Origin of the sequence: Pseudomonas sp. BIGb0558, assembly GCF_024807515.1 — a bacterium.
Lineage (GTDB): Bacteria > Pseudomonadota > Gammaproteobacteria > Pseudomonadales > Pseudomonadaceae > Aquipseudomonas > Aquipseudomonas yamanorum_A.
On record NZ_JANUEW010000003.1, the window covers coordinates 127,792 to 150,200 of the forward strand.

The 22,409-nt window shown below is 60.8% G+C and carries 20 protein-coding genes; 11 read left to right on the forward strand and 9 right to left on the reverse strand.

The genetic code is table 11. The features are described 5' to 3' along the window. The first annotated feature begins 13 nt into the window (after positions 1-13). The 7 genes from M2400_RS06630 (at position 14) to M2400_RS06660 (ending at position 5,665) form a co-directional block, all read left to right on the forward strand. Positions 14-1,003, forward strand: a complete 990-nt coding sequence (locus tag M2400_RS06630) for an alpha/beta fold hydrolase (RefSeq protein ID WP_177044741.1) — start codon at positions 14-16, stop codon at positions 1,001-1,003. Between the two features lie 222 nt (positions 1,004-1,225). Further along, a complete protein-coding gene (gene rraA / locus M2400_RS06635) occupies positions 1,226-1,717 on the forward strand; it encodes a ribonuclease E activity regulator RraA (RefSeq protein ID WP_003215007.1) in 492 nt (163 codons plus the stop codon). Positions 1,718-1,742: 25 nt separating this feature from the next. Beyond that, positions 1,743-2,738, forward strand: coding sequence for a zinc transporter ZntB (locus M2400_RS06640; RefSeq protein ID WP_177122050.1), 996 nt, complete (start codon positions 1,743-1,745; stop codon positions 2,736-2,738). Positions 2,739-2,823: 85 nt separating this feature from the next. Then, positions 2,824-3,069 (forward strand): CrfX protein, encoded by a 246-nt coding sequence (locus tag M2400_RS06645; protein ID WP_259198827.1) that lies wholly within the window; start codon positions 2,824-2,826, stop codon positions 3,067-3,069. Between the two features lie 2 nt (positions 3,070-3,071). Then, positions 3,072-3,896, forward strand: coding sequence for a mechanosensitive ion channel family protein (locus M2400_RS06650; RefSeq protein WP_008432650.1), 825 nt, complete (start codon positions 3,072-3,074; stop codon positions 3,894-3,896). A gap of 87 nt (positions 3,897-3,983) precedes the next feature. Next, positions 3,984-4,574: an RNA polymerase sigma factor SigX gene (gene sigX, locus M2400_RS06655; RefSeq protein ID WP_003215014.1), complete on the forward strand. Its 591-nt coding sequence runs from the start codon at positions 3,984-3,986 to the stop codon at positions 4,572-4,574. Between the two features lie 107 nt (positions 4,575-4,681). Next, the gene (locus tag M2400_RS06660; protein ID WP_259198828.1) at positions 4,682-5,665 is read left to right on the forward strand and encodes an OmpA family protein; all 984 of its coding nucleotides are present in this window, start codon (positions 4,682-4,684) and stop codon (positions 5,663-5,665) included. 60 nt (positions 5,666-5,725) lie between these two features. Here M2400_RS06660 and cobA read toward each other — a convergent pair whose 3' ends face one another. The 8 genes from cobA to M2400_RS06700 all read right to left on the reverse strand — a co-directional run bounded on the left by cobA (position 5,726) and on the right by M2400_RS06700 (position 17,890). Further along, positions 5,726-6,469: a uroporphyrinogen-III C-methyltransferase gene (cobA, locus tag M2400_RS06665; RefSeq protein ID WP_177044734.1), complete on the reverse strand. Its 744-nt coding sequence runs from the start codon at positions 6,467-6,469 to the stop codon at positions 5,726-5,728. Between the two features lie 8 nt (positions 6,470-6,477). Next, positions 6,478-9,186 carry a nitrate reductase gene (locus tag M2400_RS06670; RefSeq protein ID WP_259198829.1) on the reverse strand — a complete coding sequence of 903 codons (2,709 nt, stop codon included), beginning with the start codon at positions 9,184-9,186 and terminating at the stop codon, positions 6,478-6,480. Beyond that, a complete protein-coding gene (gene nirD / locus M2400_RS06675; protein WP_088424575.1) occupies positions 9,186-9,503 on the reverse strand; it encodes a nitrite reductase small subunit NirD in 318 nt (105 codons plus the stop codon). The genes M2400_RS06670 and nirD overlap by 1 nt, the downstream gene beginning before the upstream one ends. Beyond that, entirely contained in the window at positions 9,500-11,953 is a 2,454-nt protein-coding gene (gene nirB / locus M2400_RS06680) for a nitrite reductase large subunit NirB (RefSeq protein ID WP_177077491.1), read from the reverse strand. Before nirB ends, nirD begins: the two co-directional genes overlap by 4 nt. A gap of 232 nt (positions 11,954-12,185) precedes the next feature. Next, positions 12,186-13,856, reverse strand: a complete 1,671-nt coding sequence (locus M2400_RS06685) for a bifunctional protein-serine/threonine kinase/phosphatase (protein ID WP_259198830.1) — start codon at positions 13,854-13,856, stop codon at positions 12,186-12,188. Beyond that, on the reverse strand, positions 13,856-15,067 hold the full coding sequence (locus tag M2400_RS06690; RefSeq protein WP_010176415.1) for a NarK/NasA family nitrate transporter: 1,212 nt from the start codon (positions 15,065-15,067) through the stop codon (positions 13,856-13,858). Before M2400_RS06690 ends, M2400_RS06685 begins: the two co-directional genes overlap by 1 nt. 1,035 nt (positions 15,068-16,102) lie before the next feature. Then, entirely contained in the window at positions 16,103-16,678 is a 576-nt protein-coding gene (locus tag M2400_RS06695) for an ANTAR domain-containing response regulator (RefSeq protein ID WP_177045799.1), read from the reverse strand. A gap of 12 nt (positions 16,679-16,690) precedes the next feature. Continuing rightward, a complete protein-coding gene (locus M2400_RS06700) occupies positions 16,691-17,890 on the reverse strand; it encodes a CmpA/NrtA family ABC transporter substrate-binding protein (RefSeq protein WP_177113375.1) in 1,200 nt (399 codons plus the stop codon). Positions 17,891-18,126: 236 nt separating this feature from the next. On the opposite strand from M2400_RS06700, the gene sctC reads away from it, so the two are divergent. The 4 genes from sctC to M2400_RS06720 all read left to right on the forward strand — a co-directional run bounded on the left by sctC (position 18,127) and on the right by M2400_RS06720 (position 21,686). Further along, the gene (sctC, locus tag M2400_RS06705; RefSeq protein ID WP_259196180.1) at positions 18,127-19,590 is read left to right on the forward strand and encodes a type III secretion system outer membrane ring subunit SctC; all 1,464 of its coding nucleotides are present in this window, start codon (positions 18,127-18,129) and stop codon (positions 19,588-19,590) included. A gap of 139 nt (positions 19,591-19,729) precedes the next feature. Beyond that, positions 19,730-20,095, forward strand: a complete 366-nt coding sequence (locus M2400_RS06710; RefSeq protein ID WP_177045794.1) for a winged helix-turn-helix domain-containing protein — start codon at positions 19,730-19,732, stop codon at positions 20,093-20,095. Positions 20,096-20,109: 14 nt separating this feature from the next. Beyond that, positions 20,110-20,547 carry a transglycosylase SLT domain-containing protein gene (locus M2400_RS06715; protein WP_177045811.1) on the forward strand — a complete coding sequence of 146 codons (438 nt, stop codon included), beginning with the start codon at positions 20,110-20,112 and terminating at the stop codon, positions 20,545-20,547. Between the two features lie 86 nt (positions 20,548-20,633). Then, a complete protein-coding gene (locus M2400_RS06720) occupies positions 20,634-21,686 on the forward strand; it encodes a quinone-dependent dihydroorotate dehydrogenase (protein ID WP_177045792.1) in 1,053 nt (350 codons plus the stop codon). 93 nt (positions 21,687-21,779) lie between these two features. Here the strand turns inward: M2400_RS06720 and rmf are convergent, their stop codons facing one another. Beyond that, on the reverse strand, positions 21,780-21,995 hold the full coding sequence (rmf, locus tag M2400_RS06725; protein WP_002553055.1) for a ribosome modulation factor: 216 nt from the start codon (positions 21,993-21,995) through the stop codon (positions 21,780-21,782). Positions 21,996-22,409: the final 414 nt, after the last annotated feature.

Consider the following 22,409-nt stretch of genomic DNA (forward strand, 5'->3'; position numbering starts at 1 on the left):
GTGCAAGAGCATTATGCAAAGCAGCAGCAACCTGTTTCCCGTCGCCTTGATCAGCGCTGAGCGTCGTGGCGACCTGAGTGAAGATGTGTATCGCCTCAAGCCCGCCAACAGCCCTGACGGCACCGTCGAGCTGGCCGTGACCCGCCTTGGCCTGGCTGATGTCCCGGAAAACCGGGGCGTGCCGGTGGTTTTGGTGCATGGCAGTTTCTCCAACCGACGCTTCTGGTATTCGCCCAAGGGCATCGGCCTGGGCGCTTACCTGGCCCGCGAGGGGTTCGACGTGTGGATCCCGGAAATGCGCGGCCACGGGCTGTCCCGACGTAACCACGACTACGCCAAAAACCGCGTTGCCGACTATGCTCGCTACGACTTGCCGGCCATTGCCGCCTTTGTGCGTGAGCAAAGTGGGCAGATCCCCCACTGGCTCGGACATTCCCTGGGTGGCACGACCCTGGCCGCGGCCCTGGGCGGGCAGCACCTTGGCGCGCCGGCGGTAGCCTCGGTGGCGCTGTTTGGCTGCCAGGTCAGTCGCACCCATTGGCCGTTGAAACTACCGCCAGTGGAATGGACCGGTCGCCTGCTCTTGAAGCGCTTTGGCCAATTGTCTGGCTCGCGATTGAAACGCGGCCCGGAGGACGAGCCGGCAGGCGTGCTGATTGAAGCGATGCGCTGGAATGGCCTGTTCGGCCGCTTTGGCGAGGGCAAGCAGGATTGGTGGAAGGGCCTGGCTGAGGTCGACGTTCCGCTGCTGGCGGTGAGCGCTGCCGGCGATCACCAGGACCCGGACTGGGCCTGTCGCAAGCTCTTCGAGCAAGTCGGCTCCGAGCATCGCCAGTACTTGTGCCTGGGGCGCCAGCAAGGGTTCAGCGGGGATTTCGGGCATGTCGAGATGCTCGTCAGCAAGGCCGCTCAGGCAGAAGTGTGGCCGTTGGTGAAGCGTTGGTTGAAAGATCCGCTCACACCTTTGGCGGGCGCGCAGACGCAGGAACTGGCACAGGTTTGAGCGGGAGGCTCTATCAGGGGCGTTTCGCTTGCTTCTCGTAGCGGCTAAGATATGACGCATCGGATGGTTCTGGTCATATTCAGTCGCGTAGTGGGTCTTGCGTCGCTGTCCTATGGGCCCGACTATTCGGCCCGGATTAAAGAACCTTCATGGCAAAGCGTTTCCAGATGTAAGTAAACAGTGGGATGTTTGACACCTTCTTTCACCTACAGGAGTTTCTCGATGAACCATTACCTTACCCCCGACCTGTGTGACGCCTACCCGGAGCTGGTGCAGGTGGTTGAGCCGATGTTCAGCAATTTCGGCGGCCGAGACTCCTTTGGTGGCGAGATCGTGACCATCAAGTGCTTTGAAGACAATTCCCTGGTCAAGGAACAAGCCGAACTCAATGGCGCCGGCAAGGTGCTGGTGGTCGACGGTGGTGGTTCCCTGCGCCGCGCATTGCTGGGCGACATGATTGCCGAGAAAGCCGCGAAAAACGGCTGGGAAGGGCTGGTGATCTACGGCTGCATCCGCGATGTCGACGTGATTGCCCAGACCGATTTGGGTGTACAGGCCCTGGCCAGCCACCCGATGAAGACTGACAAACGCGGCATTGGCGATTTGAACGTGGCGGTGACCTTCGCTGGCGTGACCTTCCGCCCGGGTGAGTACGTGTACGCCGACAATAACGGTGTGATCGTCTCTCCCAGCCCGCTGAAAATGCCTGAATAAACAGCAGTAGCCGACAGGGGTGAGGATGTTCGAGGAAGAAAACGCGCAGTGGGGGCTGGTGCATGCCCTGGTGCTGGACGGTAAAGGTGGCGCGCGTTCGATTGCCCGGACAGAGCTTGATGCGCTGCAACTGCAGCCTCAGGAAAGCCTGTGGCTGCATTGGGACCGTAGCCATCCCCAGACCCAGACCTGGTTGCGCAAATCCAGCGGCTTGAGCGAGTTCGCGTGTGACCTGCTGCTGGAGGAAAACACCCGCCCACGCCTGTTGCCGTTGCCGGACGCCGAACTGCTGCTGTTTTTACGCGGGGTCAACCTGAACCCAGGCGCCGAACCGGAAGACATGGTCTCGGTGCGCATCTTTGCCTCGGCGGCGCGGGTGATCTCCCTGCGCTTGCGCCCGTTACGCGCCACCGATGAGTTGCTGGTGCAGTTGGCGGATGGCAAGGGGCCCAAGACTGCCTCGGAACTGGTCCTTTATATGGCGCAGTACCTGACCAACAAGGTCCAGGATCTGGTCAGTGATCTGTCCGAAATCGTCGATATCGAAGAAGAAAAACTGGATGCCGACGAACGGTATACCCCGGAGCATGGCAGCGTTTTGCAGATCCGTCGGCGCGCCGCCGGGCTGAAACGTTTCCTGTCGCCACAACGGGATATTTTCGCGCAGTTGACCCGGATCAAGTTGCCCTGGTTCTGCGATGACGATGCTGACTACTGGAACGAATTGAACAACAGCCTGACCCGTTACCTGGAAGAGCTGGAATTGGCCCGGGAGCGCGTGGGGCTTGTGCTTGAGACCGAAGACCGGCGTTTGAGCCTGCGCATGAACCGCACCATGTACCGCTTCGGGATCATCACCGGGATCTTCCTGCCGATGAGTTTTCTGACCGGTTTGCTGGGGATCAACGTGGGGGGGATTCCGTTCTCTTCCAGCCCTTACGGGTTCCTGATTGCCTGCCTGATGATGGTCTCGGTGGCGGTCGGGCAATGGTGGTTGTTTCGACGTTTACGCTGGGTCTGACCTGAATGTGACCTGAACGTGGAAAGAGGTCATGTGACCCGAAGAATTTTACCCTCGTCTTTTAAATCACTTGCGAGAGGTCTTTATGCACGATCCGTTCGAACAGTCTTTGCGTGACATGCTTAACGCTTCGCCGTCCAACCGGGACGACGATGCTTGCCTGGGTCGCGTTTTGAAAACCGCCAACCGCCAGGTCGGGGCGGGGGACCTGTTCGGTCTGCTCGGCCGCTGGTTGCCGGCATTGATGATGGCCCTGAACAACGGTTCGGCCCATGTTTCACCGATTTCCCGTCGTAAACCTCTTGCTCGCACTGCTGATAAGGCTGAATGAATATGGAACTCGATCTCTGGACCCAGAGTCTGGTAACTGCAATGACTGCGCTGTGGACCAAGGTGGCGAATTTCATTCCCAACCTGTTTGGTGCCCTGGTGGTGGTACTGCTGGGTTTTGTCGTGGCCAAGCTGCTCGACACTCTGCTCTCCAAATTGCTGGCTAAGCTGGGTCTTGATCGACTGATGGGCGGTACCGGCCTGACCAAGATTCTGGGGCGTGCCGGGCTGCAGGTGCCGATCTCGACATTGATCGGCAAGATCGTTTATTGGTTTGTTTTGCTGATTTTTCTGGTTTCTGCGGCTGAATCCCTTGGACTTGAGCGAGTTTCAGCTACGCTCGACATGCTGGCGCTGTATTTGCCGAAGGTATTCGGTGGCGCGCTGGTGTTGCTGGTAGGGGTTTTGCTGGCGCAATTGGCCAATGGCCTGGTGCGCGGAGCGGCAGAAGGTGTGGGTTTGGATTACGCCAGTGGCTTGGGGCGAATCGCTCAAGGCCTGGTGATTATCATCAGTATTTCGGTCGCGATCAGCCAGTTGGAGGTCAAGACTGACCTGCTGAACCATGTGATTGTGATTGTTTTGATTACCGTTGGTCTGGCCGTTGCGCTGGCCATGGGTCTGGGAAGCCGGGAAATTGCCGGGCAGATTCTTGCGGGAATCTATGTGCGTGAGCTGTATCAGGTTGGGCAACAAGTGCGTGTGGGCGAGGTCGAAGGGCAGATCGAAGAGATCGGCACGGTCAAGACAACAGTGCTGACGGATGATGGCGAGCTGGTGTCGCTTTCGAATCGGATCCTGCTGGAACAGCATGTGACTAGCCGCTAACCCGGCAAACCCTGCTAATGTACGCCGCCGCAATCCTGGGTATCCAGGCTGAGGCGGACATTGACCTGACTGTCGGCACGACTTGTTTTGAATAAAGCCCAAACGCTGTCCACGCGCTATGACCCCCGTGAGCTCTCTGATGAGGAGTTGGTCGCGCGCTCGCACACGGAGCTGTTTCACGTAACACGCGCGTATGAAGAATTGATGCGCAGGTATCAACGCACTCTGTTCAACGTTTGTTCAAGGTATTTAGGGAACGATAGAGATGCGGATGATGTCTGTCAGGAAGTGATGCTCAAGGTGCTCTACGGCCTGAAGAACTTTGAGGGCAAATCGAAGTTCAAGACATGGCTCTATAGCATCACGTACAACGAGTGCATCACGCAGTATCGGAAGGAACGGCGAAAGCGTCGCTTGATGGATGCTTTGAGTCTGGACCCCCTTGAGGAAGCGTCTGAAGAGAAGGCGCCAACCCCGGAAGAAAAGGGCGGACTCGATCGCTGGCTGGTGCATGTGAATCCGATTGACCGGGAAATTCTGGTGCTACGATTTGTCGCAGAGCTGGAATTTCAGGAAATTGCTGACATCATGCATATGGGTTTGAGTGCTACAAAAATGCGTTACAAACGCGCTCTTGATAAATTACGTGAGAAATTTGCGGGCAGTACTGAAACTTAGTGCGTGGCAAATATCTCTTACGTGTAGGCAAGTTCTGTTAGACTTGTCGCCGAGTTGTCCCCCGGTATGTGGGACTGCTTTACAATCACCAGATGGGGATTTAACGGATGAAACTGAAAAACACCTTGGGCTTGGCCATTGGTACTCTTATTGCTGCTACTTCCTTCGGCGCTCTGGCACAAGGTCAAGGCGCAGTTGAAGGCCAGCTGTTCTACAAAAAGCAGTTCAACGATAGCGTCAAGCATATCGAAGACGGCTTCAATCCTGGCGCAAGCATCGGTTACTTCCTGACCGACGACGTGTCGATCAACCTGAACTACGACACTACCAACCACACCCGTTCGAACGACGGTACCGGTAGCCAGAAGATCAAGGGTGATACCGGCAGCGTTACTGCCCAGTACCACTTCGGTCAAGCTGGTGTCGACTCCCTGCGTCCATACGTAGAGGGCGGTTTCGGCCACCAGAGCCGTACCAACGTAGAAGCTGATGGTCACAAAGGTCGCGATCAATCGACCCTGGCTATCGCTGGCGCTGGTGTGAAGTACTACTTCACCGACAACCTGTTCGCACGTGCTGGTGTTGAAGCTGACTACGCACTGGACAACGGCAAGTGGGATTACTCCGCACTGGTTGGTCTGGGCGTAAACTTCGGCGGCAACGCTGGCAAAACTGCTCCAGCTCCTACCCCAGCACCAGCTCCAGAGCCAGTTCCAGAGCCAGAAGCTCCGGTTGCTCAGGTTGTTCGTGTTGAGCTGGACGTGAAGTTCGACTTCGACAAGTCGGTTGTTAAGCCTAACAGCTACGGCGACGTGAAAAACCTCGCTGACTTCATGAAACAGTACCCACAAACCACCACCGTTGTTGAAGGTCACACTGACTCCGTCGGTCCTGACGCTTACAACCAGAAGCTGTCCCAGCGTCGTGCTGACGCTGTTAAGCAAGTCCTGGTCAAAGACGGTATTGCTCCTAACCGCGTAAGCTCGGTTGGTTATGGCAAATCCCGCCCAGTTGCTGACAACGCAACTGAAGCTGGCCGTGCTATCAACCGTCGCGTAGAAGCCTCGGTAGAAGCACAAGCAGCTCAGTAATTACTGAGTTGTAGAAAAAAGCCCGGCTTAGGCCGGGCTTTTTTTCGCCTGTCATTTGTCTCAGGCGCTAACGCTGGCCAAGGCTTCAACCGCTTGCGTCGCCTGGATAACCTGGCCAATCACCAGAATCGCCGGGCTCTTCAGGGCGAAGTCCTGGGCATCCTCCTGCATCCGGGAAAGGCTGCTGCGACACTCGCGTTGCTGTGGCAACGAGGCGTTTTCAATCATCGCCACCGGCATATCATCGCTCATGCCACCTTCCAGCAGCTGCTGCCGAATCTCCCCCAGCTTCGCCACTCCCATATAGATCACCAACGTCGTGCCGCCCTCGGCCAGTGCCCGCCAATTGAGACTGCTGTCGTCCTGGGTGTGGGCCGTAACCAACGTGACGCCACGGCTGACACCGCGCAAGGTGAGCGGAATATCACAGTTCGTTGCCCCGGCCAGCCCCGCCGTAATGCCATTGACCAACTCCACTTCCACCCCATGCTGCCTGAGCCAGGCCGCCTCTTCGCCGCCGCGACCAAAAATGCACGGATCGCCACCCTTGAGCCGCACCACGCATTTGCCTTGCCGGGCATAACGCAACATCAGGCGGTGGATAAAGGCCTGGGGCGTGGACCGACAGCCGCCGCGTTTACCCACGGTGATCAGCCGGGCAGCGGGGCAATGCTCCAGCAGCGCCGGGTTGACCAGATCATCGATCAGCACCACGTCGGCTTCCCGCAGGGCTCTCACTGCCTTGAGTGTCAGCAGCTCCGGATCACCGGGGCCTGCACCCACCAGCCAGACTTTTGCGCTCATATGCATCCTCACACCGTGATCGCGATTGGCTGTGTGCCGCTCGCCAATAGTCGTTTGATTTCCGGTACACAGGAGCCGCATTGCGTGCCGCAACCCAGTTCCTGCTTCAGCCCATTCAGGTCCAGGCCCCGGGCAATGCCGGCGCACACCGCGCTTTCGCTGACGTTCTTGCAGTTGCATAGCGTCTTGTTGCTGGTCGAACCGCCCCCCGGTGGCGCACTCAATGGCGCCAGCAGCCAGCGTCGTAACTGGTCATCGGTACGACCTTCCAGCCACAGGCTTTGCAACCAATGGCGAGCCAGGGTTTCGCCGGCCAGGCGGATCGCAGTGATGCGACCTTTTTCGATTTTTACCCGCTTGCCAATCGAGCGCCGCGGGTCGTCGTAGGCCATGACTGGGCCGTCATTGAGGCCCAGCAACTGGTCAATCTGCTTCAGAAGCTCAAGCGCCGGCGCCTCGTGATGCGCGGCGCGAATCAGCAGGGCGGGCCGCTCACGCCCGGTCAGGCTCAGGCTGACGTAGGCAAAACCCTCACACAGCGGTCTCAAGGCTTCAAAGTGTTGCTGCACATCGCCTTCAATCAGTGCAAATAAATGCCAGGGCAGTTGCACCGCCTCCAGGCGCACGCCGCTGTGTTTGAGTTCCGGCTGTTTGGACAGCGGGTCGAACGCCGGCTGTGTGAGCGCATTGACACCGCCTTTGAGAAACCGGTCGCCCCAGTGCATTGGCAGAAACGCCTGGCCGGGACGCACGCTGTCATCACTGCCGACGGCCACAATAACGCTGCCGCGCCGGCTTTTCAGGCTGACCAGGTCGCCTTCCTTCAAGCGATGTCGACGCAGCTCATCCGGGTGCAGGCTGAGCAAGGCCTCGCTGACATGGCCGAACAACTGCGCTGCGGTGCCGGTGCGGCTCATGCCGTGCCATTGGTCCCGCAGGCGCCCGGTGATCAGGGTGAGCGGGAAACGCGCGTCACGCTGCTCCTTGGCGGCGCGATAAGGGTCGGCCACAAAGTGCGCGCGGCCCGTCTCGGTAGGAAAAATCCCATCTGTATACAAGCGTGTGGTGCCGCTCACCGCGCTGGTCGGGAATGGCCATTGTTGCGGGCCGATCCGGTCCAGCAGGGCGTGACTGATGCCCGAAAGGTCGAGGTCGCGCCCGCGGGTCAGCAGTTTGTATTCATCAAAGATCTGCGCGGGTTGCTCAAAGGCAAAAAGCCCCGGTTTTCCGGGACAAAGACGCTGCTCCAGGCGCTGGGCAAAATCCACGGTGATTGCCCAGTCCGGCCGGGCTTCGCCAGGTGGGACGATGGCTTGGCGGACATGGGAAATGCGCCGTTCAGAGTTGGTAACTGTGCCTTCTTTCTCGCCCCAACTCGCCGCCGGCAACAACAGGTCGGCGAAACGCGCCGTCTCGGTTGTACGAAAGGCTTCCTGTAGCACCACGAACGGACATGCCTCCAGCGCCTGGCGCACGGTGTTCTGATCGGGCAGGGATTGTGCGGGGTTGGTGCAGGCAATCCACAGGGCCTTGATCTTGCCGGCCTGTATCTGTTCAAACAGCTCGATGGCGGTCAGCCCGGTGTTGGCTGGCAGTTGTTCAACCCCCCAATACGCGGCCACCTCTGCCCGGTGTTCAGGGTTGGCCGCCTCGCGGTGCCCCGGCAGCAGATTCGACAAACTGCCGGTTTCCCGCCCACCCATGGCATTCGGCTGACCGGTCAGGGAGAACGGTCCGCAGCCGGTGCGGCCAATGGTGCCGGTGGCCAGGTGCAGGTTGATCAAGGCGCTGTTCTTCGCACTGCCCGCGGTGGATTGGTTAAGCCCCATGCACCACAGCGACAGAAAACTCGCCGAGGTGCCGACCCATTCCGCGCACAGGCGCAGTTGCTCGACACTGATCCCGCACAGTTGCGTAACCATTTGCGGCGTGTAGTCGTGAACCAGGCGTTTGAGTTCCACCAGGCCGTCGGTATGGGCCTGGATAAAGTCGCGGTCGATCCAGTCTTCCCACAGCAACAAATGCAAGATCCCATGGAACAACGCGACATCCGTACCCGGCAAAATCGCCAGATGCAGGTCTGCCAGGTCGCAGGTGTCGGTACGCCGGGGATCGATCACCACCACCTTCATCTGTGGCCGCCGGGCTTTGGCCTCCTCCAAGCGTCGGAACAAAACCGGATGCGCGTAGGCCATGTTGCTGCCGACGATCATCACGCAGTCGCTCGACTCCAGGTCCTCGTAGCTGCACGGCGGCGCATCGGCCCCCAGGCTGCGCTTGTAGCCGACCACTGCCGACGACATGCACAGCCGCGAGTTGCTATCGATATTGTTGGTACCCACCAGCGCCCGCGCCAGTTTGTTGAAGCTGTAGTAGTCCTCGGTCAGCAACTGCCCGGAGATGTAGAACGCGACGCTGTCGGGCCCGTGTTCGGCGATGGTCTCGGCGAACACATTCGCCGCGTGTTCCAGGGCGGTGTCCCAATCGGTGCGGCTGCGGGCCAGGCCCTTGCCCAGCCGCAGTTCCGGGTACAGCGCACGTGCCGCCAGGTCGCCGGTCAGGTGCAGGCTCGAACCCTTGCTGCACAGCTTGCCGAAGTTGGCCGGGTGGCTTGGATCGCCGCTGACGCCGAGGATCTGCGAGCCATCATGCTCGATCAGCACGCCGCAACCGACCCCGCAGTAGCAGCAGGTGGACGCGGTGGTCTGGCGGTTCATCAACCGGCGTCCCGCAGTGCCAGCATCACCCGGCCGTTTTCCACACGGGCCGGATGGTGATGGGCACAGCCGATGTCCGGTGCCTGGGCCTCACCGGACTCCAGGTCGATCTGCCAGTTATGCAGCGGGCAGGCCACGCGTTTACCGTAGATCAAGCCCTGAGACAGCGGCCCGCCCTTGTGCGGACAGCGGTCGTCGAGGGCGAACACTTCGTCGTCACTGGTACGAAAAATCGCGATGTCGCCTTTTGGCCCGGTGATGATGCGCGAGCCCAGGGCGTTGATTTCTTCGAGGGCGCAGATATCCAGCCAGTTCATGCCGGCACCTCCAGCAGTTTGACGGGGATGGTGTCGAATTCCTTTTTCAGCAGCGGCTGTTCCAGGCGTTCTTTCCACGGGTCCTGTTCGAACGACAGGGAGAATTGCAGGCGTTCATTGAGCGCCTGGCGCCGTGCCGGGTCTTCCAGCACGGCCTTCTTGATGTGCTCCATGCCCACCCGTTGCAGGTAGTGCACGGTACGCTCCAGGTAGAAGGCTTCTTCCCGGTAAAGCTGTAGGAAAGCGCCGTTGTATTCGCGCACTTCTTCGGCGGTTTTCAGCTTGACGAAGAACTCCGCGACCTCGGTCTTGATCCCGCCGTTACCGCCGATATACATCTCCCAACCGGAATCGACGCCGATAATTCCCACGTCCTTGATCCCCGCTTCCGAGCAGTTGCGCGGGCAACCGGACACCGCCAGCTTGACCTTGTGAGGCGACCACATATTGAACAGGTCATGCTCCAGCTCGATCCCCAGTTGCGTGGAGTTCTGCGTACCAAAGCGGCAGAACTCACTGCCGACGCAGGTCTTCACGGTACGGATGGATTTGCCGTAGGCGTGGCCGGACGGCATGTCGAGGTCTTTCCACACACCGGGCAAGTCCTGCTTCTTGATGCCCAGCAAGTCGATGCGCTGCCCGCCGGTGACCTTGACCATCGGCACGTTGTACTTGTCGGCCACATCGGCGATGCGCCGCAGCTCCGACGGATTGGTCACGCCGCCCCACATCCTTGGGACTACCGAGTAGGTGCCGTCTTTCTGAATGTTGGCGTGGGCCCGCTCGTTGATCAGGCGCGATTGCGGGTCGTCTTTCGCTTCGCCGGGCCAGGTGGAAATCAGGTAATAGTTGAGTGCCGGGCGGCAAGTGGCGCAGCCGTTCGGGGTGCGCCAGTTCAGGTAGCTCATGGTGCCGGCGATGGTCAGCAAATGCTGGTCGCGGATGGCCTGGCGGATCTGCCCGTGGTTGAGGTCGCTGCAGCCGCAGATGGCTTTTTCGCTTTTCGGTTTGACGTCCGCCGCGCCGCCTACGGTGTTGATCAGGATCTGTTCCACCAAGCCTGCGCAGGACCCGCAGGAACTGGCGGCCTTGGTATGCTTTTTCACATCGTCGACGCTGAACAGCCCGTGTTCCTGAATTGCCTTGACGATGGTGCCCTTGCACACGCCGTTGCAGCCGCAGACTTCAGCGGTGTCGGCCATGCTCATGGCTTTGTCCTGGCCTTGATGGCCTACATCGCCGATGGCGTTTTCGCCGAACATCAGGTGATCGCGGATCTCGCCAATGGCGTGGTTCTCACGGATCTGCCGGAAATACCAACCGCCGTCAGCGGTGTCGCCGTACAGGCACGCGCCGACGAGGATGTCGTCCTTGATCACCAGCTTCTTGTAGACGCCGCCAATCGGGTCGGAAAGGGTGATGGTCTCGGTGCCTTCGCCGCCCATGAAGTCCCCGGCGGAAAACAGGTCGATGCCGGTGACTTTCAGTTTGGTCGAGGTCACCGAGCCCTGATAGCGTGCGAAACCCAGCTGGGCGAGGTGATTGGCGCAGACCTTGGCCTGCTCGAACAGCGGTGCCACCAGGCCGTAGGCGATCCCGCGGTGGCTGGCGCATTCGCCGATGGCATAGATGCGCGGGTCGTAGGTTTGCAGGGTGTCGTTGACCAGAATCCCACGGTTGCACGGGATGCCGGATTTTTCCGCCAGTTCAGTGTTGGGGCGGATGCCGGCCGCCATCACCACCAGGTCCGCCGGGATCACGTCGCCATTCTTGAATTGCACCGAACCCACGCGACCGTTGCCGGCGTCATGCAGGGCCTGGGTTTGCTCTTGCAAGCGAAAAACCAGGCCGCGGCTTTCCAGTTCAGTTTGCAGCAGCTGGCCGCTGGTCTTGTCCAGTTGCCGCTCCAGCAGCCACTCGCCGATATGCACCACGGTCACGTGCATGCCACGCAGCATCAGGCCGTTGGCGGCCTCCAGGCCCAGCAGGCCGCCGCCGATGACCACAGCGTGCCTGTGGGTCTTGGCGGTGTCGATCATGGCCTGGGTGTCGGCGATGTCGCGGTAGCCGATCACACCCTGCAACGTATTGCCGGGGATCGGCAGGATAAACGGCGTGGAGCCGGTGGCGATCAGCAGGCGATCGTATTCGGCCTCGCTGCCGTCTTCGGCGATGACTTTGCGTTTGACCCGGTCGATCTGCACCACTTTGCGGTTGAGCAACAGTTTGATGTTGTTGTCGAGGTACCAGCTCAGGTCATTGAGCACGATCTCTTCGAAGGTCTGCTCACCGGCCAGTACCGGCGACAGCAGGATGCGGTTGTAGTTGGTGTGGGGCTCGGCGCCGAAGACGGTGATGTCGTACAGGTCGCTGCTCAGCTTGAGCAATTCTTCAAGGGTGCGAACCCCGGCCATGCCGTTGCCGATCATCACCAGTTTGAGTTTCTTCATGTCGTTCTCCGCAGTGGCTCGACAAATCGTGCGCAACAAAAAAAGGCGTCCCCGCTACGCAAGTAGCGAGGACGCCTTTGTCCTGGTCCCGTTCTCTCGGGAAGCTCGACCTTCGACGTTGAAGGTGCGGCTATATGTGTGTTGATGGGAAAGCTAATGCAGTGGTTGTGCCAAGTAGCGGTTTGGCCGGATTTGTTCAGCCTGGCGCCGAGGTATCGAGAAATTTCGCCTCTTAGTGGTGCAACAGCCAGTACAACAGCACCAGATTGATCAGCAACGACAGCGCGGCCAACGTTTGCCAGACCTTCAGCGGTTCGCGCTCCAGCAGCGGTTTTGGCCGCATGCTCAACTCCCGGCGGTCTGCCTGTTCCAGCACCAGCAACCATTCTTCGGCGGTTTCATACCGTTGCTCCGGTTGCGCGGCGACTGCGCGTTCCAGGCTTTGTTGCAGCCAGTCGGGCAGGTCGGGGCGGTAACGGCTGGCGCTGACCGGCGTGGTGAACCTGGGGCGTTGGAAAGCTTCGATTTCGCCGTAGGGATAATGCCCTGTCAGCAGGTAATACAAGGTCACGCCGACGCTATACAGATCCTGCTGCGGGGTAGGGCGTTCGCCATTGAAGGCTTCCGGGGCGATAAAGCTCGGCGTGCCTGGCAGCAGGTGCGCGCGGTCCTCCGAGAGCCCTGGGCAGTAGGCCAGGCCGAAGTCCAGCACGCGCAATTCGCCATCTTCGCCCAGCAGCAGGTTTTCCGGCTTGATGTCGCGGTGCAGGATCTGCCGGCGGTGCAGCAGCCCGACCGCACGCAACAGGCGCTCGGCCAGGGATTGCCATTGTGCCAGGGGGAGCGGGCCCTGGTGCTTGAACAGCTCGGCGAGGGTTTGCCCGGCGTATTCACGCATCACGTAGTACAAATGCTGACGGCCGCTGGCGGGATGGACTTCAGGAAACGCCCGGCCAGCGACCCGGCGCAGGAACCATTCCTCCGACAGCAGTGCCTGGGCGGCGAACACATCGTCGTCATGGCTGATCGGCAAGGTTTTCAGCAACCAGGCCTGTTGCTGGGCGTCGCGTACCCGATAGAGCAGGGACTGACGACTTTGCCCCAGCAGCGCTTCCACCTGCCAGCCTTCGAAGTGTTGCCCGATTTTGAGGGGCGGCGGCATTGGCCATTGCTGCAACTGCACCAATGCATCCCCGAGGGTGGCGGCGCCGAGCTGGTCAACGCGCACCAGCAGGGCGCTGGCATTGTCCTGGCTGCCCGCCAGGTGCGCGGCACTGACCAAGGTGTTCACGGCGAGGTCCAGGTTTGACTGTTCCCGCAGGATCGCGCCAATGGCGTGATCCCCCAGGGTTGCCCAAACGCCGTCGCTGAGCAGCAGGAAACATTCCCCCGCCCGCAACTCACCGTCGAGGAAATCCAGCACCAGGTGTTGGTCCAGGCCCATGGCGCGCTTGAGCACATGTTGCATGCCCGGTTGCACCCAGACGTGCTCTTCGCTGAGGCGTTGCAACTCGCCGTCGAGCCAGCGGTACACCCGACAATCACCCACATGGGCCAGGGTGAAGCGCCGCCCGCGAAACACCAGGGCACTGAGGGTGGTCAGTAGCGGCAGGCCGCCACCGTTGGCCTGCAACCAGCGATTCTGTGCCACCAGCAAACGCTCCAGCGCCTGGGCCACGCCCCAGGTTTGCGGCGTGGCGTAGTAGTCCAGGGCCAGGGCCTGCAAGGTCGAGCGGGCGGCCAGTCCGCCATCTGCACACTGGCTGACGCCGTCGGCGATGGCGCACAGGTAGCCCTTGCTGGCGGCCAGCTCCGGGGCAGGTGTGACCAGGCGCAAGGCGTCCTGGTTTTCCTGCCGTGGGCCGGTGGCACTGGCTTGGGCGAAGCTCAGTTGCAGACTCATCAGACCCGTGCAGCCGTCACTGCCGCTGAGCCCCAAGTGGTTCTCCAGCGACGCTTGACGCCGTACAGGCCGAACCAGGCCAGCACGCCCAGGCTGGCGAACAACCACAACGCCAACTGATAACTGCCGGTGCTTTGCTTGATCGCGCCCATGCCCGCCGCGAGGGCGAAACCGCCGATGCCGCCAGCCATGCCGATCAGGCCGGTCATTACACCGATCTCCCGATGAAAGCGCTGGGGCACCAATTGGAAGACTGCACCGTTACCCGCACCCAAACCGAGCATGGTGCACACGAAAAGCGCCAGTGCTGCGTAGGAACTTGGCAGGTTGAACCCCACCGCCGCGATGCAGATTGCGGCCACGCCGTACATGCCGAGCAGGGTGCGGATCCCGCCAAAACGGTCGGCCAGGGCGCCACCCAACGGCCGCATCAGGCTGCCACCAAACACGCAGGCGGCGGTGTAGTAGCCGGCGGTGACCGGGCTCAGGCCGTACTGGTCGTTGAAATAGCCGGGCAGGGCGCTGGCCAGGCCGATAAAGCCGCCGAAGGTCACGCTGTAGAAGAACATGAACCACCAGCTGTCGCGGTCACCCAGGGCTTTGAAATAGTCGGCCATGGATTTGGCCTTGGGCCGTTGCGGGGCATTGCGGGCGAGCCAGGCGAAGACGATCAGGGTCAGCACCAGCGGGATCAGCGCAAAGCCGAACACATTGCTCCAGCCGAACGCGGCGGCGAGTACCGGTGCCAGCAGGGCTGCAAACACCGTCCCGGAGTTGCCGGCACCGGCGATGCCCATGGCCTTGCCCTGGTGTTCGGCGGGGTACCACTGGGATGCCAGGGGCAAGGCTACAGCGAACGAGGCGCCGGCCATGCCGAGGAACATGCCCAGCAGCAGGGCTTGTTCGTAGCTGTGGATTCCGAGTTTCCAGGCGCCGAAGAGGGCGCAGATGACAATCACCTGGCCAATCAGGCCGGCGGTCTTGGGGGAGAGTTTGTCGGCGAGCATGCCCATCAGGAAGCGCAGCACGGCGCCGGCCAGGATCGGGGTGGCTACCACCAGGCCGCGTTGTTGGGTGGTGAGGTGCAGGTCGGCGGCGATTTGCACGGCCAGGGGGCCCAGCAGGTACCAGACCATGAAACTCAGGTCGAAATACAGGAACGCGGCGAACAGGGTCGGGGTGTGACCGGATTTCCAGAAGCTTGATTTCATCACGCACCTCAGCGGTAGGGGTCTTATGAGAAGGCCTGGTGATGGAGCGGCTGTTGCCGCCCCATCGGCCCCGGGCTATGGGGCCAAAACGAAAAAACGCCGCCACCGGGTTTGCCAGGGCAAACCGGATGTGCGACGTCTTTGTCGTGGATGGGGCAACCGCCGTTGGCTACCTGTGGGGATTCTTTAGCAAGAGGTGGGCCAACAGGGGTTGGGTTGTGTACATATCCGTTGCTGCGGTAACGGCCGCCTATGGTTCCGCTCTTACAGCGGGTCACTTTTGGCAAACGCCCGGAATGCCGGCCCAGCCAAAAGTAACCAAAAGGTCTTTGCCCCACCACTCGGTGCCTCGCTTAGGCTCGGCATGCCGGAACGAAGGCCCGGTTCCGCGGGCCGCCGGGACGGGCCATCCATGGCCCGGCGCGGCTAAATCGGCATCCCTGCCGATTTACCCGCTCCACCGTGCCTGCTTGCGGCCATCTTGGTTGACGGGGCCCGCAGATCAAGATCAAAAGCAGATCAACATCAAAAGCACGCAGCCTCGCTGGCGCTCGACAGCTGCTACGGGGTGGCTTTGTTTTTCTGTAGGAGCTGGCTTGCCGGCGATGCAGGCGACTCGGTCTTTCAGATACACCGAGGTGATGCCATCGCAGGCAAGCCAGCTCCTACAGTGGACCGTGCCCGCTTTGGCTTTTGATTTGGCTTTTGCTTCACCACACTCAAGCCGGCCTGTAGGCCGCTGTGCTGTTGATCTGCTTTTGATCTTGATCTTAGGCGCCCCGTTAAACCACGCTGGCCGAACGCAGGTAGTACGGAGCGGGTAAACCGGCAGGACGCCGGTTTAGCCGCGACGGGGCAGGGACGCCCCGTCGCGGCGGCCCGCTTCGTGCTGCCTGCGTTCGGGCACACCGAGCATTAGCGAGGTGCCGAGTGGTGGGGCAAGAGCGTTTTGCTTACTTTTGCGCTTTTCAAAAGTGAGCCGCTGTAAGAGCGGAACCAATAGTGGCCGTTACCTAAATAACGGATATACACCCCTCACCCCAACAACTCACTCATCGCAATAATCTGCTCCGCCACCTGAATCAGCTTCTGCTGCCGACTCATCGCCTGACGCCGCATCAGCGTGTAGGCCTCTTCCTCATTACACCCCTTCATTTTCATCAACAATCCCTTGGCCGTTTCGATCCGCTTACGCTCCGCCAACTGCTGATCCCGAGCCTGCAACTGCGCGCGCATCGCCTGGTCACTCTCAAACCGCGCCATCGCCACATCCAGGATCGGCTGCAACCGCTGCGCCTGAATCCCCTCGACGATGTAGGCACTCACCCCAGACTTGATCGCCTGCCGCATCACCCCCGGATCATGCTCATCGGTAAACATCACAATCGGCCGCGGCTGGTCGCGACTCACCAACACCACCTGCTCCATCACATCGCGCCCCGGCGACTCGGTATCGATCAAGATCACATCCGGGCGCACCGCCTCAACCCGCGCGGGCAAGTCGATCGTCAGCCCCGACTCATCAATCACTTCAAACCCAGCCTCGGTCAGCGCAGCCTTGAGCCGCCCAACCTTGCGCGGTGTGTCATTGATCAACAGGATTCGCAACATAAGGTCCTCCTGTCAGCGCAAGGCTTGGCGGCTGGCAACATCTGCCATGGCGTGCAGGCGAAAGCTGCGGGCATACCCGGCCGGGTCGGAACCGTCCCAGACCTTGCCGTCGATCAGTTGGCTGCTGCGCATCGCCTCGCCACCGGCCGGCACACCCACCGCACTGGCCGCCTGCCGATAGATGTCCAGTTGCTGCACACGCCGGGCGATACCGAGGTAGTCCGGATCTTCGCGCAGCAGGCCCCAGCGACGGAATTGGGTCATGAACCACATGCCATCCGACAGGTACGGCAGGTTCACCTCGCCATCCCCATAAAAACGCAGTGCGTGGGGATCCTGCCAGTGGTTGCCGAGGCCGTCGTCATAGCTGCCCAGCAAGCGCGGTTCGATGCAATCGAGCGGTGCGTCGAGGTACTGCGGGGCGCTCAGCAATTGCGCGGTGGAGCGACGGTTTTCCGTGCTCTCTTCGATAAACCGGCTGGCCTGCAGGATCGCCATCACCAGCACCCGGGCAGTGTTGGGATACTGCTCGACAAACGCCTGGGTGCAGCCGAGGACTTTTTCCGGATGGTCGGGCCAGAGCGCCTGGGTGGTGGCCAGGGTGAAGCCCTGGTTCTGCTTCACTGCACTGGCGCACCACGGCTCGCCCACACAAAACCCGTCGATGCGCCCGGCTTGCAGGTGCGCCACCATTTGCGGCGGCGGCACCACCACACTGTCCACATCCTGTAGCGGATGGATGCCCTGGCTGGCCAGCCAGTAATACAACCACATGGCGTGGGTGCCTGTGGGAAAGGTCTGGGCGAAGGTGAGTTTTGTTCGGCTTTGGTGCACGTGGCGGTCCAGCGCCTCAGGACTGGTCACTCCCAGCTGTTGCAGGCCGCGGGACAGGTTGATGCTCTGGCCGTTCTGGTTCAGGCCCATCAGCACTGCCATGTCGGTGGGCGCCACGCCGCCGATGCCCAGGTGCACGGCGTAGATCAGGCCGTACAGACTGTGGGCCGCGTCCAGTTCGCCGCTGACCAGGTTGTCCCGCAGGCTGGCCCATGACGACTGGCGCTTGAGGTTCAGTTTCAGGCCATAGGGTTGGGCGAAACCCTGGGTGGCGGCGACCACCACCGAGGCGCAATCGCTCAGGGCCATGAACCCCAGGTTGAGGCTGCTCTTTTCCGGGGCATCACTGCCGTTGACCCAAGCCAGGGGATCATTCATCTACACGTACCTTTCATAAAAAAACGTCGCTCCGTCGGGCCGCTCACAAGGGCGGCCCGGGGTAACGACGTCTTTGTCCTGAACCCGTTCCGCCGTTGGCGCGGGCTGCGATAGACAAGGCAAAGCAAGGCACATGCCACGGGTCGGGAAAGCTCGGTCGGCCGTCAGCTTCCCGTCAGGATTGAAACCGGCGTGGCTCGCAGTATGGCCGCTCCTTGGTCCCGGGCTTTGCAGGCATGTTCATCAATCGTCATCGTTTTGCGACTGCGTTCATCTGGCTGTTGATGCTGGGCAGTTCCAGCGTGTTCGGGGAGCCCTACCAGGCCCGTGATGAAAGCCTGCATACCTTTTTTACGGCGCTGTCCTTGCCGTTGGGGCTGCCGATCGTTGTCAGCCAGGCAGCGGCCCGCAAGCGCATCAGCGGGGCGTTCGATTTCGATTCGGCACAACCGCTGCTGGAGTCGGTCGCCCGCCAGCATGGCTTGATCTGGTACAGCGACGGGCAAGTGCTTTACCTCTATGACGCCGACGAGGCGAAAAGCTCGGTGGTGACACTGCGGCATATTTCGGTCGATATCCTGCGCGGGTTCATGCGGCGCTCGGGGCTCGACGAAGCACGCTATCCGCTAAGGGCGAGCGGGGCGCGGGTGTTCTATGTGTCCGGGCCACCGAACTATGTCGACCATGTGCTGCGTCTGGCCCAACTGATGGACCGCCAGCGTGCGGAGCTGCGCATGGGGCCGCAGCGGATCGGGGTGGTGCAGGTGCTCAACACCCACGTCGCCGACCGCGAGTACAGCATGGGCGACAGAACCGTCACGGTATCGGGCATGGCGTCGATGATCGAAAAACTCCTGGAGGTAGAACAGAAGGGGGCCTCCCCACGGCAACCCGGGTTACTCGCCGACAAGAATATTTCGGTGCTGGCGTATCCCGACACCAATAGCTTGTTGATCAAGGGCAAGCCGGCGCAGGTGAGCTTTATCGAAAACCTGGTGGCAGAACTGGACGTGCCCAAGCGTGGGGTGGAGGTTTCGTTGTGGCTGGTGGATGTGGATCGTGATGAGCTCAAGCAGATGGGTTTTGCCGCGGCCGGCAAGTCTTCTGCAACGCGGGTAATGACGCCTGTCGAGGACGATGCATTCATGAAGCGGATCACGGCACTGGAGCAGCGTCGGCGAGCGAAGGTCACGACGTTGCCGGTGATCCTTGGCCAGGAAAATGTGCCGGCCGTTTTCAACGATAACCAGACGTTCTATCTGCCCCGGCCGGGTGAGGACCGTGATGAATGGCAGCCGGTGGTCTATGGCACGCAGGTGAGTGTGCTGCCGCGCTTCGCCGAAGCGAATGAAATCGAGATGCTGCTCACCATCGAGGATGGCCGCCAGATGGGCAAGGCCGGCAGTCGCGACAAGCGCTCGGAGGCGGTGGAGCGCACGGGGGTCAACACCGTGGTGCGCATGGCTCCGGGTAGGCGGCTGCTGGTGGGGGACTTTCAGCGCGATACCAGCCCGGCCTTGGCCGGGCGCTACTACGGACCTATGGCCAATAGCGTACGGCTGTTTGTCATTCAGGCCACGGCAGCGGGTGATGCCGTGCCTACGGGCGCCGAGCCGGGGCAGGCGCCGCCGTTGACGCCCTCCCAGCATGAACGGGTGAAGCGTGCATTTACGCGGGAGTCGGAGGGAGGGCCGCATTGAAAAGTCTTACACCAGCAATCCGAAAAAAAACAAGCCTGTGGGCTTTTGCCTCTCCTGTGCAGCGGTTGAGCTTCTTATAGTCGCCACTTTTCTGGAGAACCTGCGTGGGCATGAGGGGGAGTTGGATGCAGAGGTACCAATGGCCGTTGTGATAGAGCGGGACCTGGCTGGCCCGATGGTCTTTGATCAATGGACATTGCACGGCGACGGCAGGTTGACCGGTGAAGGCTCGGATATCCAGCTACCGCCCAAGGAGTGGCAGGTGCTGCGCCTGTTATTGGTTTCGGCCGGCGCGCTGGTAACCAAGGACCGCTTGCTGGAAAAGGCCTGGCCCCATAACGAGGCCACGGAAGAGTCCCTCACCCGTTGCATCTGTTCGCTGCGCAAATATCTGAAGGCCGGCAGGGGGCTGATCAAGACGGTGTATGGCAAGGGGTATCGCATGACCTGCTCGGTCAAGCGGGTCAGTGACGTCTGTGCAGCCTGTGGTCGGGGCCAGGTATGAAGGGAGCCATGGCGATGTTGGTGTTTGCGTTGTGTTTCCCTGATGACGCCAGGGCGTATTGCTGGGCCGAGGCTGCCCGCCGCTATGACATCGAGCCGGAGCTGTTGCAGGCCATCGCTGCGGTGGAGTCGGGGTATCGCGCCGAGGCCATGAATTACGCCAACAACAACGGTACCCGTGATATCGGGCTGATGCAGATCAACAGCATCCACCTGCCGCGCCTGCTCAAGGACGGTATTACCGAACAGCGGTTGCTCAATGAACCCTGCCTGTCCGTGGAGGTAGGCGCGTCAATCCTGGCCGACTTCATCAAACAGTTCGGCTACAACTGGACGGCGATCGGTTCCTATAATGTTGGTGCTGGCCCTGGGCCTCGTCGTGAGGAGCTGCGCCTTCGTTACGCGCAGAAAATCTGGACGCGCTACGAGGAACTGATGGCGCACCGTCACTGACGATTGCTCGGCACGCCTCGCATGCAGCCCTCCACCCCGGCTATAATCGCCGCCACCTTTCGCCGCCATCCGAGTCAATCCCGCCCATGTATACCCTGGCCCGCCAGCTGTTGTTCAAACTCTCTCCGGAAACCTCCCACGATCTGTCCCTGGATTTGATCGGGGCCGGTGGCCGCCTGGGGCTCAATGGCCTGGTGTGCAAGGCTCCGGCGAAAATGCCGGTGTCGGTGATGGGGCTCGACTTCCCCAACCCGGTCGGCTTGGCTGCCGGCCTGGACAAGAACGGCGCAGCCATCGACGGTTTTGCGCAGTTGGGTTTTGGCTTTGTCGAAATCGGCACCGTGACCCCACGGCCGCAACCGGGCAACCCCAAGCCGCGGATCTTCCGCCTGCCGGAAGCCGAGGCGATCATTAATCGCATGGGCTTCAACAACCTGGGGGTGGATAACCTGCTGTCGCGGGTCCAGGCGGCGAAGTACAAGGGCATCCTGGGGATCAACATCGGCAAGAACTTCGACACGCCGGTGGAGCGTGCGGTGGATGACTACCTGATTTGCCTGGACAAGGTCTACGCCCACGCCAGCTATGTCACGGTCAATGTCAGCTCACCGAACACCCCGGGCCTGCGCAGCCTGCAGTTTGGCGACTCCCTCAAGCAATTGCTCGAGGCCCTGCGCCAGCGCCAGGAAGACCTGGCGGTGCGTCATGGCAAGCGTGTGCCATTGGCGATCAAGATTGCCCCGGACATGAGCGACGAAGAAACCGTGCTGGTGGCCCAGGCCCTGGTGGATTCGGGCATGGACGCGGTGATCGCCACCAACACCACCCTGAGCCGCGTCGGTGTCGAAGGCCTGGCCTTTGGTGACGAGGCGGGTGGCTTGTCCGGCGCGCCGGTGCGCGACCAGAGCACCCACATCGTCAAGGTGCTGGCGGCCGAGCTGGCCGGGCGCTTGCCGATCATTGCGGTGGGCGGTATTACCGAAGGCAGGCACGCGGCCGAGAAAATCGCCGCCGGCGCCAGCCTGGTGCAGTTGTATTCCGGCTTTATCTACAAGGGCCCGGCACTGATTCGCCAGTCGGTGGATGCGATCGCGGCGCTGCCACGAGGCTCAGAGCAGGCAATAAAAAGGGCTCCTTGAAGGAGCCCCTGGGCCGAAGCCCGCCGCCCGGATAGGGCGTGCGTGGTTAAGGTGTTGCGTATTCGTGGTGGTGTCGGAATTAAATGCCCTTGATTAGCCGACGGCGTGAAGTTCGTTGAGTCTGTGGATTCCCGCAGTGCCAGTCATACCGTCCCAGTTGTCGCCGCGTCCTTCTCGCCAGCCGTTGATCCAGGCTTGGCGTACCGACGGTAGAGTAAATGGGCAAAGCTCACGGGATTTGCCATGAACGCCATATTGATATCCGCGTAAAAATGCTCTTTCCAACGGATCACGCTTAAGTCTTCTCATAGGGTGTTTCCCTCACTTGTTGACTGTCTTGATATCCTTCGGCCTCGTCCGAGGCCGGGCAGAGTTTTTCTGCCGTTGGTGGGCTCGCTGCCGGCGTGGCGAGCCTATGTGTCGGCGTCGTTACGGCGCCAACCTGTGTTGAGTTCTAACCAATAGGTCACATGGATTCAATGATCGTTTTGTCATAAGCACGTAACGATAATGATGCTATAGCCATAAGCTGGGATGGCTTTTCGCCCCTTTTATTGGGCAAACCCAGCTATGATGTGCCCTTCAAAGAGGATGGGTTTAATCCTTTAGTGAGAATGCCCGCCTGTTGCAGTCGGTTATTATTCGACGAAGGGTCAGAATATTTCTTTTTGTTGCACCCAATACATGAACTGCCCCGTCAATAAAGGCCCATAAGGCCTGTAG

Excerpts from the sequence above, each read along its gene's own strand:
- M2400_RS06630 (WP_177044741.1), top strand. The coding sequence starts at position 14 with ATGCAAAGCAGCAGCAACCTGTTTCCCGTCGCCTTGATCAGCGCTGAG.
- rraA (WP_003215007.1), top strand. The coding sequence starts at position 1,226 with ATGAACCATTACCTTACCCCCGACCTGTGTGACGCCTACCCGGAGCTG.
- M2400_RS06640 (WP_177122050.1), top strand. The coding sequence starts at position 1,743 with ATGTTCGAGGAAGAAAACGCGCAGTGGGGGCTGGTGCATGCCCTGGTG.
- M2400_RS06645 (WP_259198827.1), top strand. The coding sequence starts at position 2,824 with ATGCACGATCCGTTCGAACAGTCTTTGCGTGACATGCTTAACGCTTCG.
- M2400_RS06650 (WP_008432650.1), top strand. The coding sequence starts at position 3,072 with ATGGAACTCGATCTCTGGACCCAGAGTCTGGTAACTGCAATGACTGCG.
- M2400_RS06660 (WP_259198828.1), top strand. The coding sequence starts at position 4,682 with ATGAAACTGAAAAACACCTTGGGCTTGGCCATTGGTACTCTTATTGCT.
- cobA (WP_177044734.1), bottom strand. The coding sequence starts at position 6,469 with ATGAGCGCAAAAGTCTGGCTGGTGGGTGCAGGCCCCGGTGATCCGGAG.
- M2400_RS06670 (WP_259198829.1), bottom strand. The coding sequence starts at position 9,186 with ATGAACCGCCAGACCACCGCGTCCACCTGCTGCTACTGCGGGGTCGGT.
- nirD (WP_088424575.1), bottom strand. The coding sequence starts at position 9,503 with ATGAACTGGCTGGATATCTGCGCCCTCGAAGAAATCAACGCCCTGGGC.
- nirB (WP_177077491.1), bottom strand. The coding sequence starts at position 11,953 with ATGAAGAAACTCAAACTGGTGATGATCGGCAACGGCATGGCCGGGGTT.
- M2400_RS06685 (WP_259198830.1), bottom strand. The coding sequence starts at position 13,856 with ATGAGTCTGCAACTGAGCTTCGCCCAAGCCAGTGCCACCGGCCCACGG.
- M2400_RS06690 (WP_010176415.1), bottom strand. The coding sequence starts at position 15,067 with ATGAAATCAAGCTTCTGGAAATCCGGTCACACCCCGACCCTGTTCGCC.
- M2400_RS06695 (WP_177045799.1), bottom strand. The coding sequence starts at position 16,678 with ATGTTGCGAATCCTGTTGATCAATGACACACCGCGCAAGGTTGGGCGG.
- M2400_RS06700 (WP_177113375.1), bottom strand. The coding sequence starts at position 17,890 with ATGAATGATCCCCTGGCTTGGGTCAACGGCAGTGATGCCCCGGAAAAG.
- sctC (WP_259196180.1), top strand. The coding sequence starts at position 18,127 with ATGTTCATCAATCGTCATCGTTTTGCGACTGCGTTCATCTGGCTGTTG.
- M2400_RS06710 (WP_177045794.1), top strand. The coding sequence starts at position 19,730 with ATGGCCGTTGTGATAGAGCGGGACCTGGCTGGCCCGATGGTCTTTGAT.
- M2400_RS06715 (WP_177045811.1), top strand. The coding sequence starts at position 20,110 with ATGTTGGTGTTTGCGTTGTGTTTCCCTGATGACGCCAGGGCGTATTGC.
- M2400_RS06720 (WP_177045792.1), top strand. The coding sequence starts at position 20,634 with ATGTATACCCTGGCCCGCCAGCTGTTGTTCAAACTCTCTCCGGAAACC.
- rmf (WP_002553055.1), bottom strand. The coding sequence starts at position 21,995 with ATGAGAAGACTTAAGCGTGATCCGTTGGAAAGAGCATTTTTACGCGGA.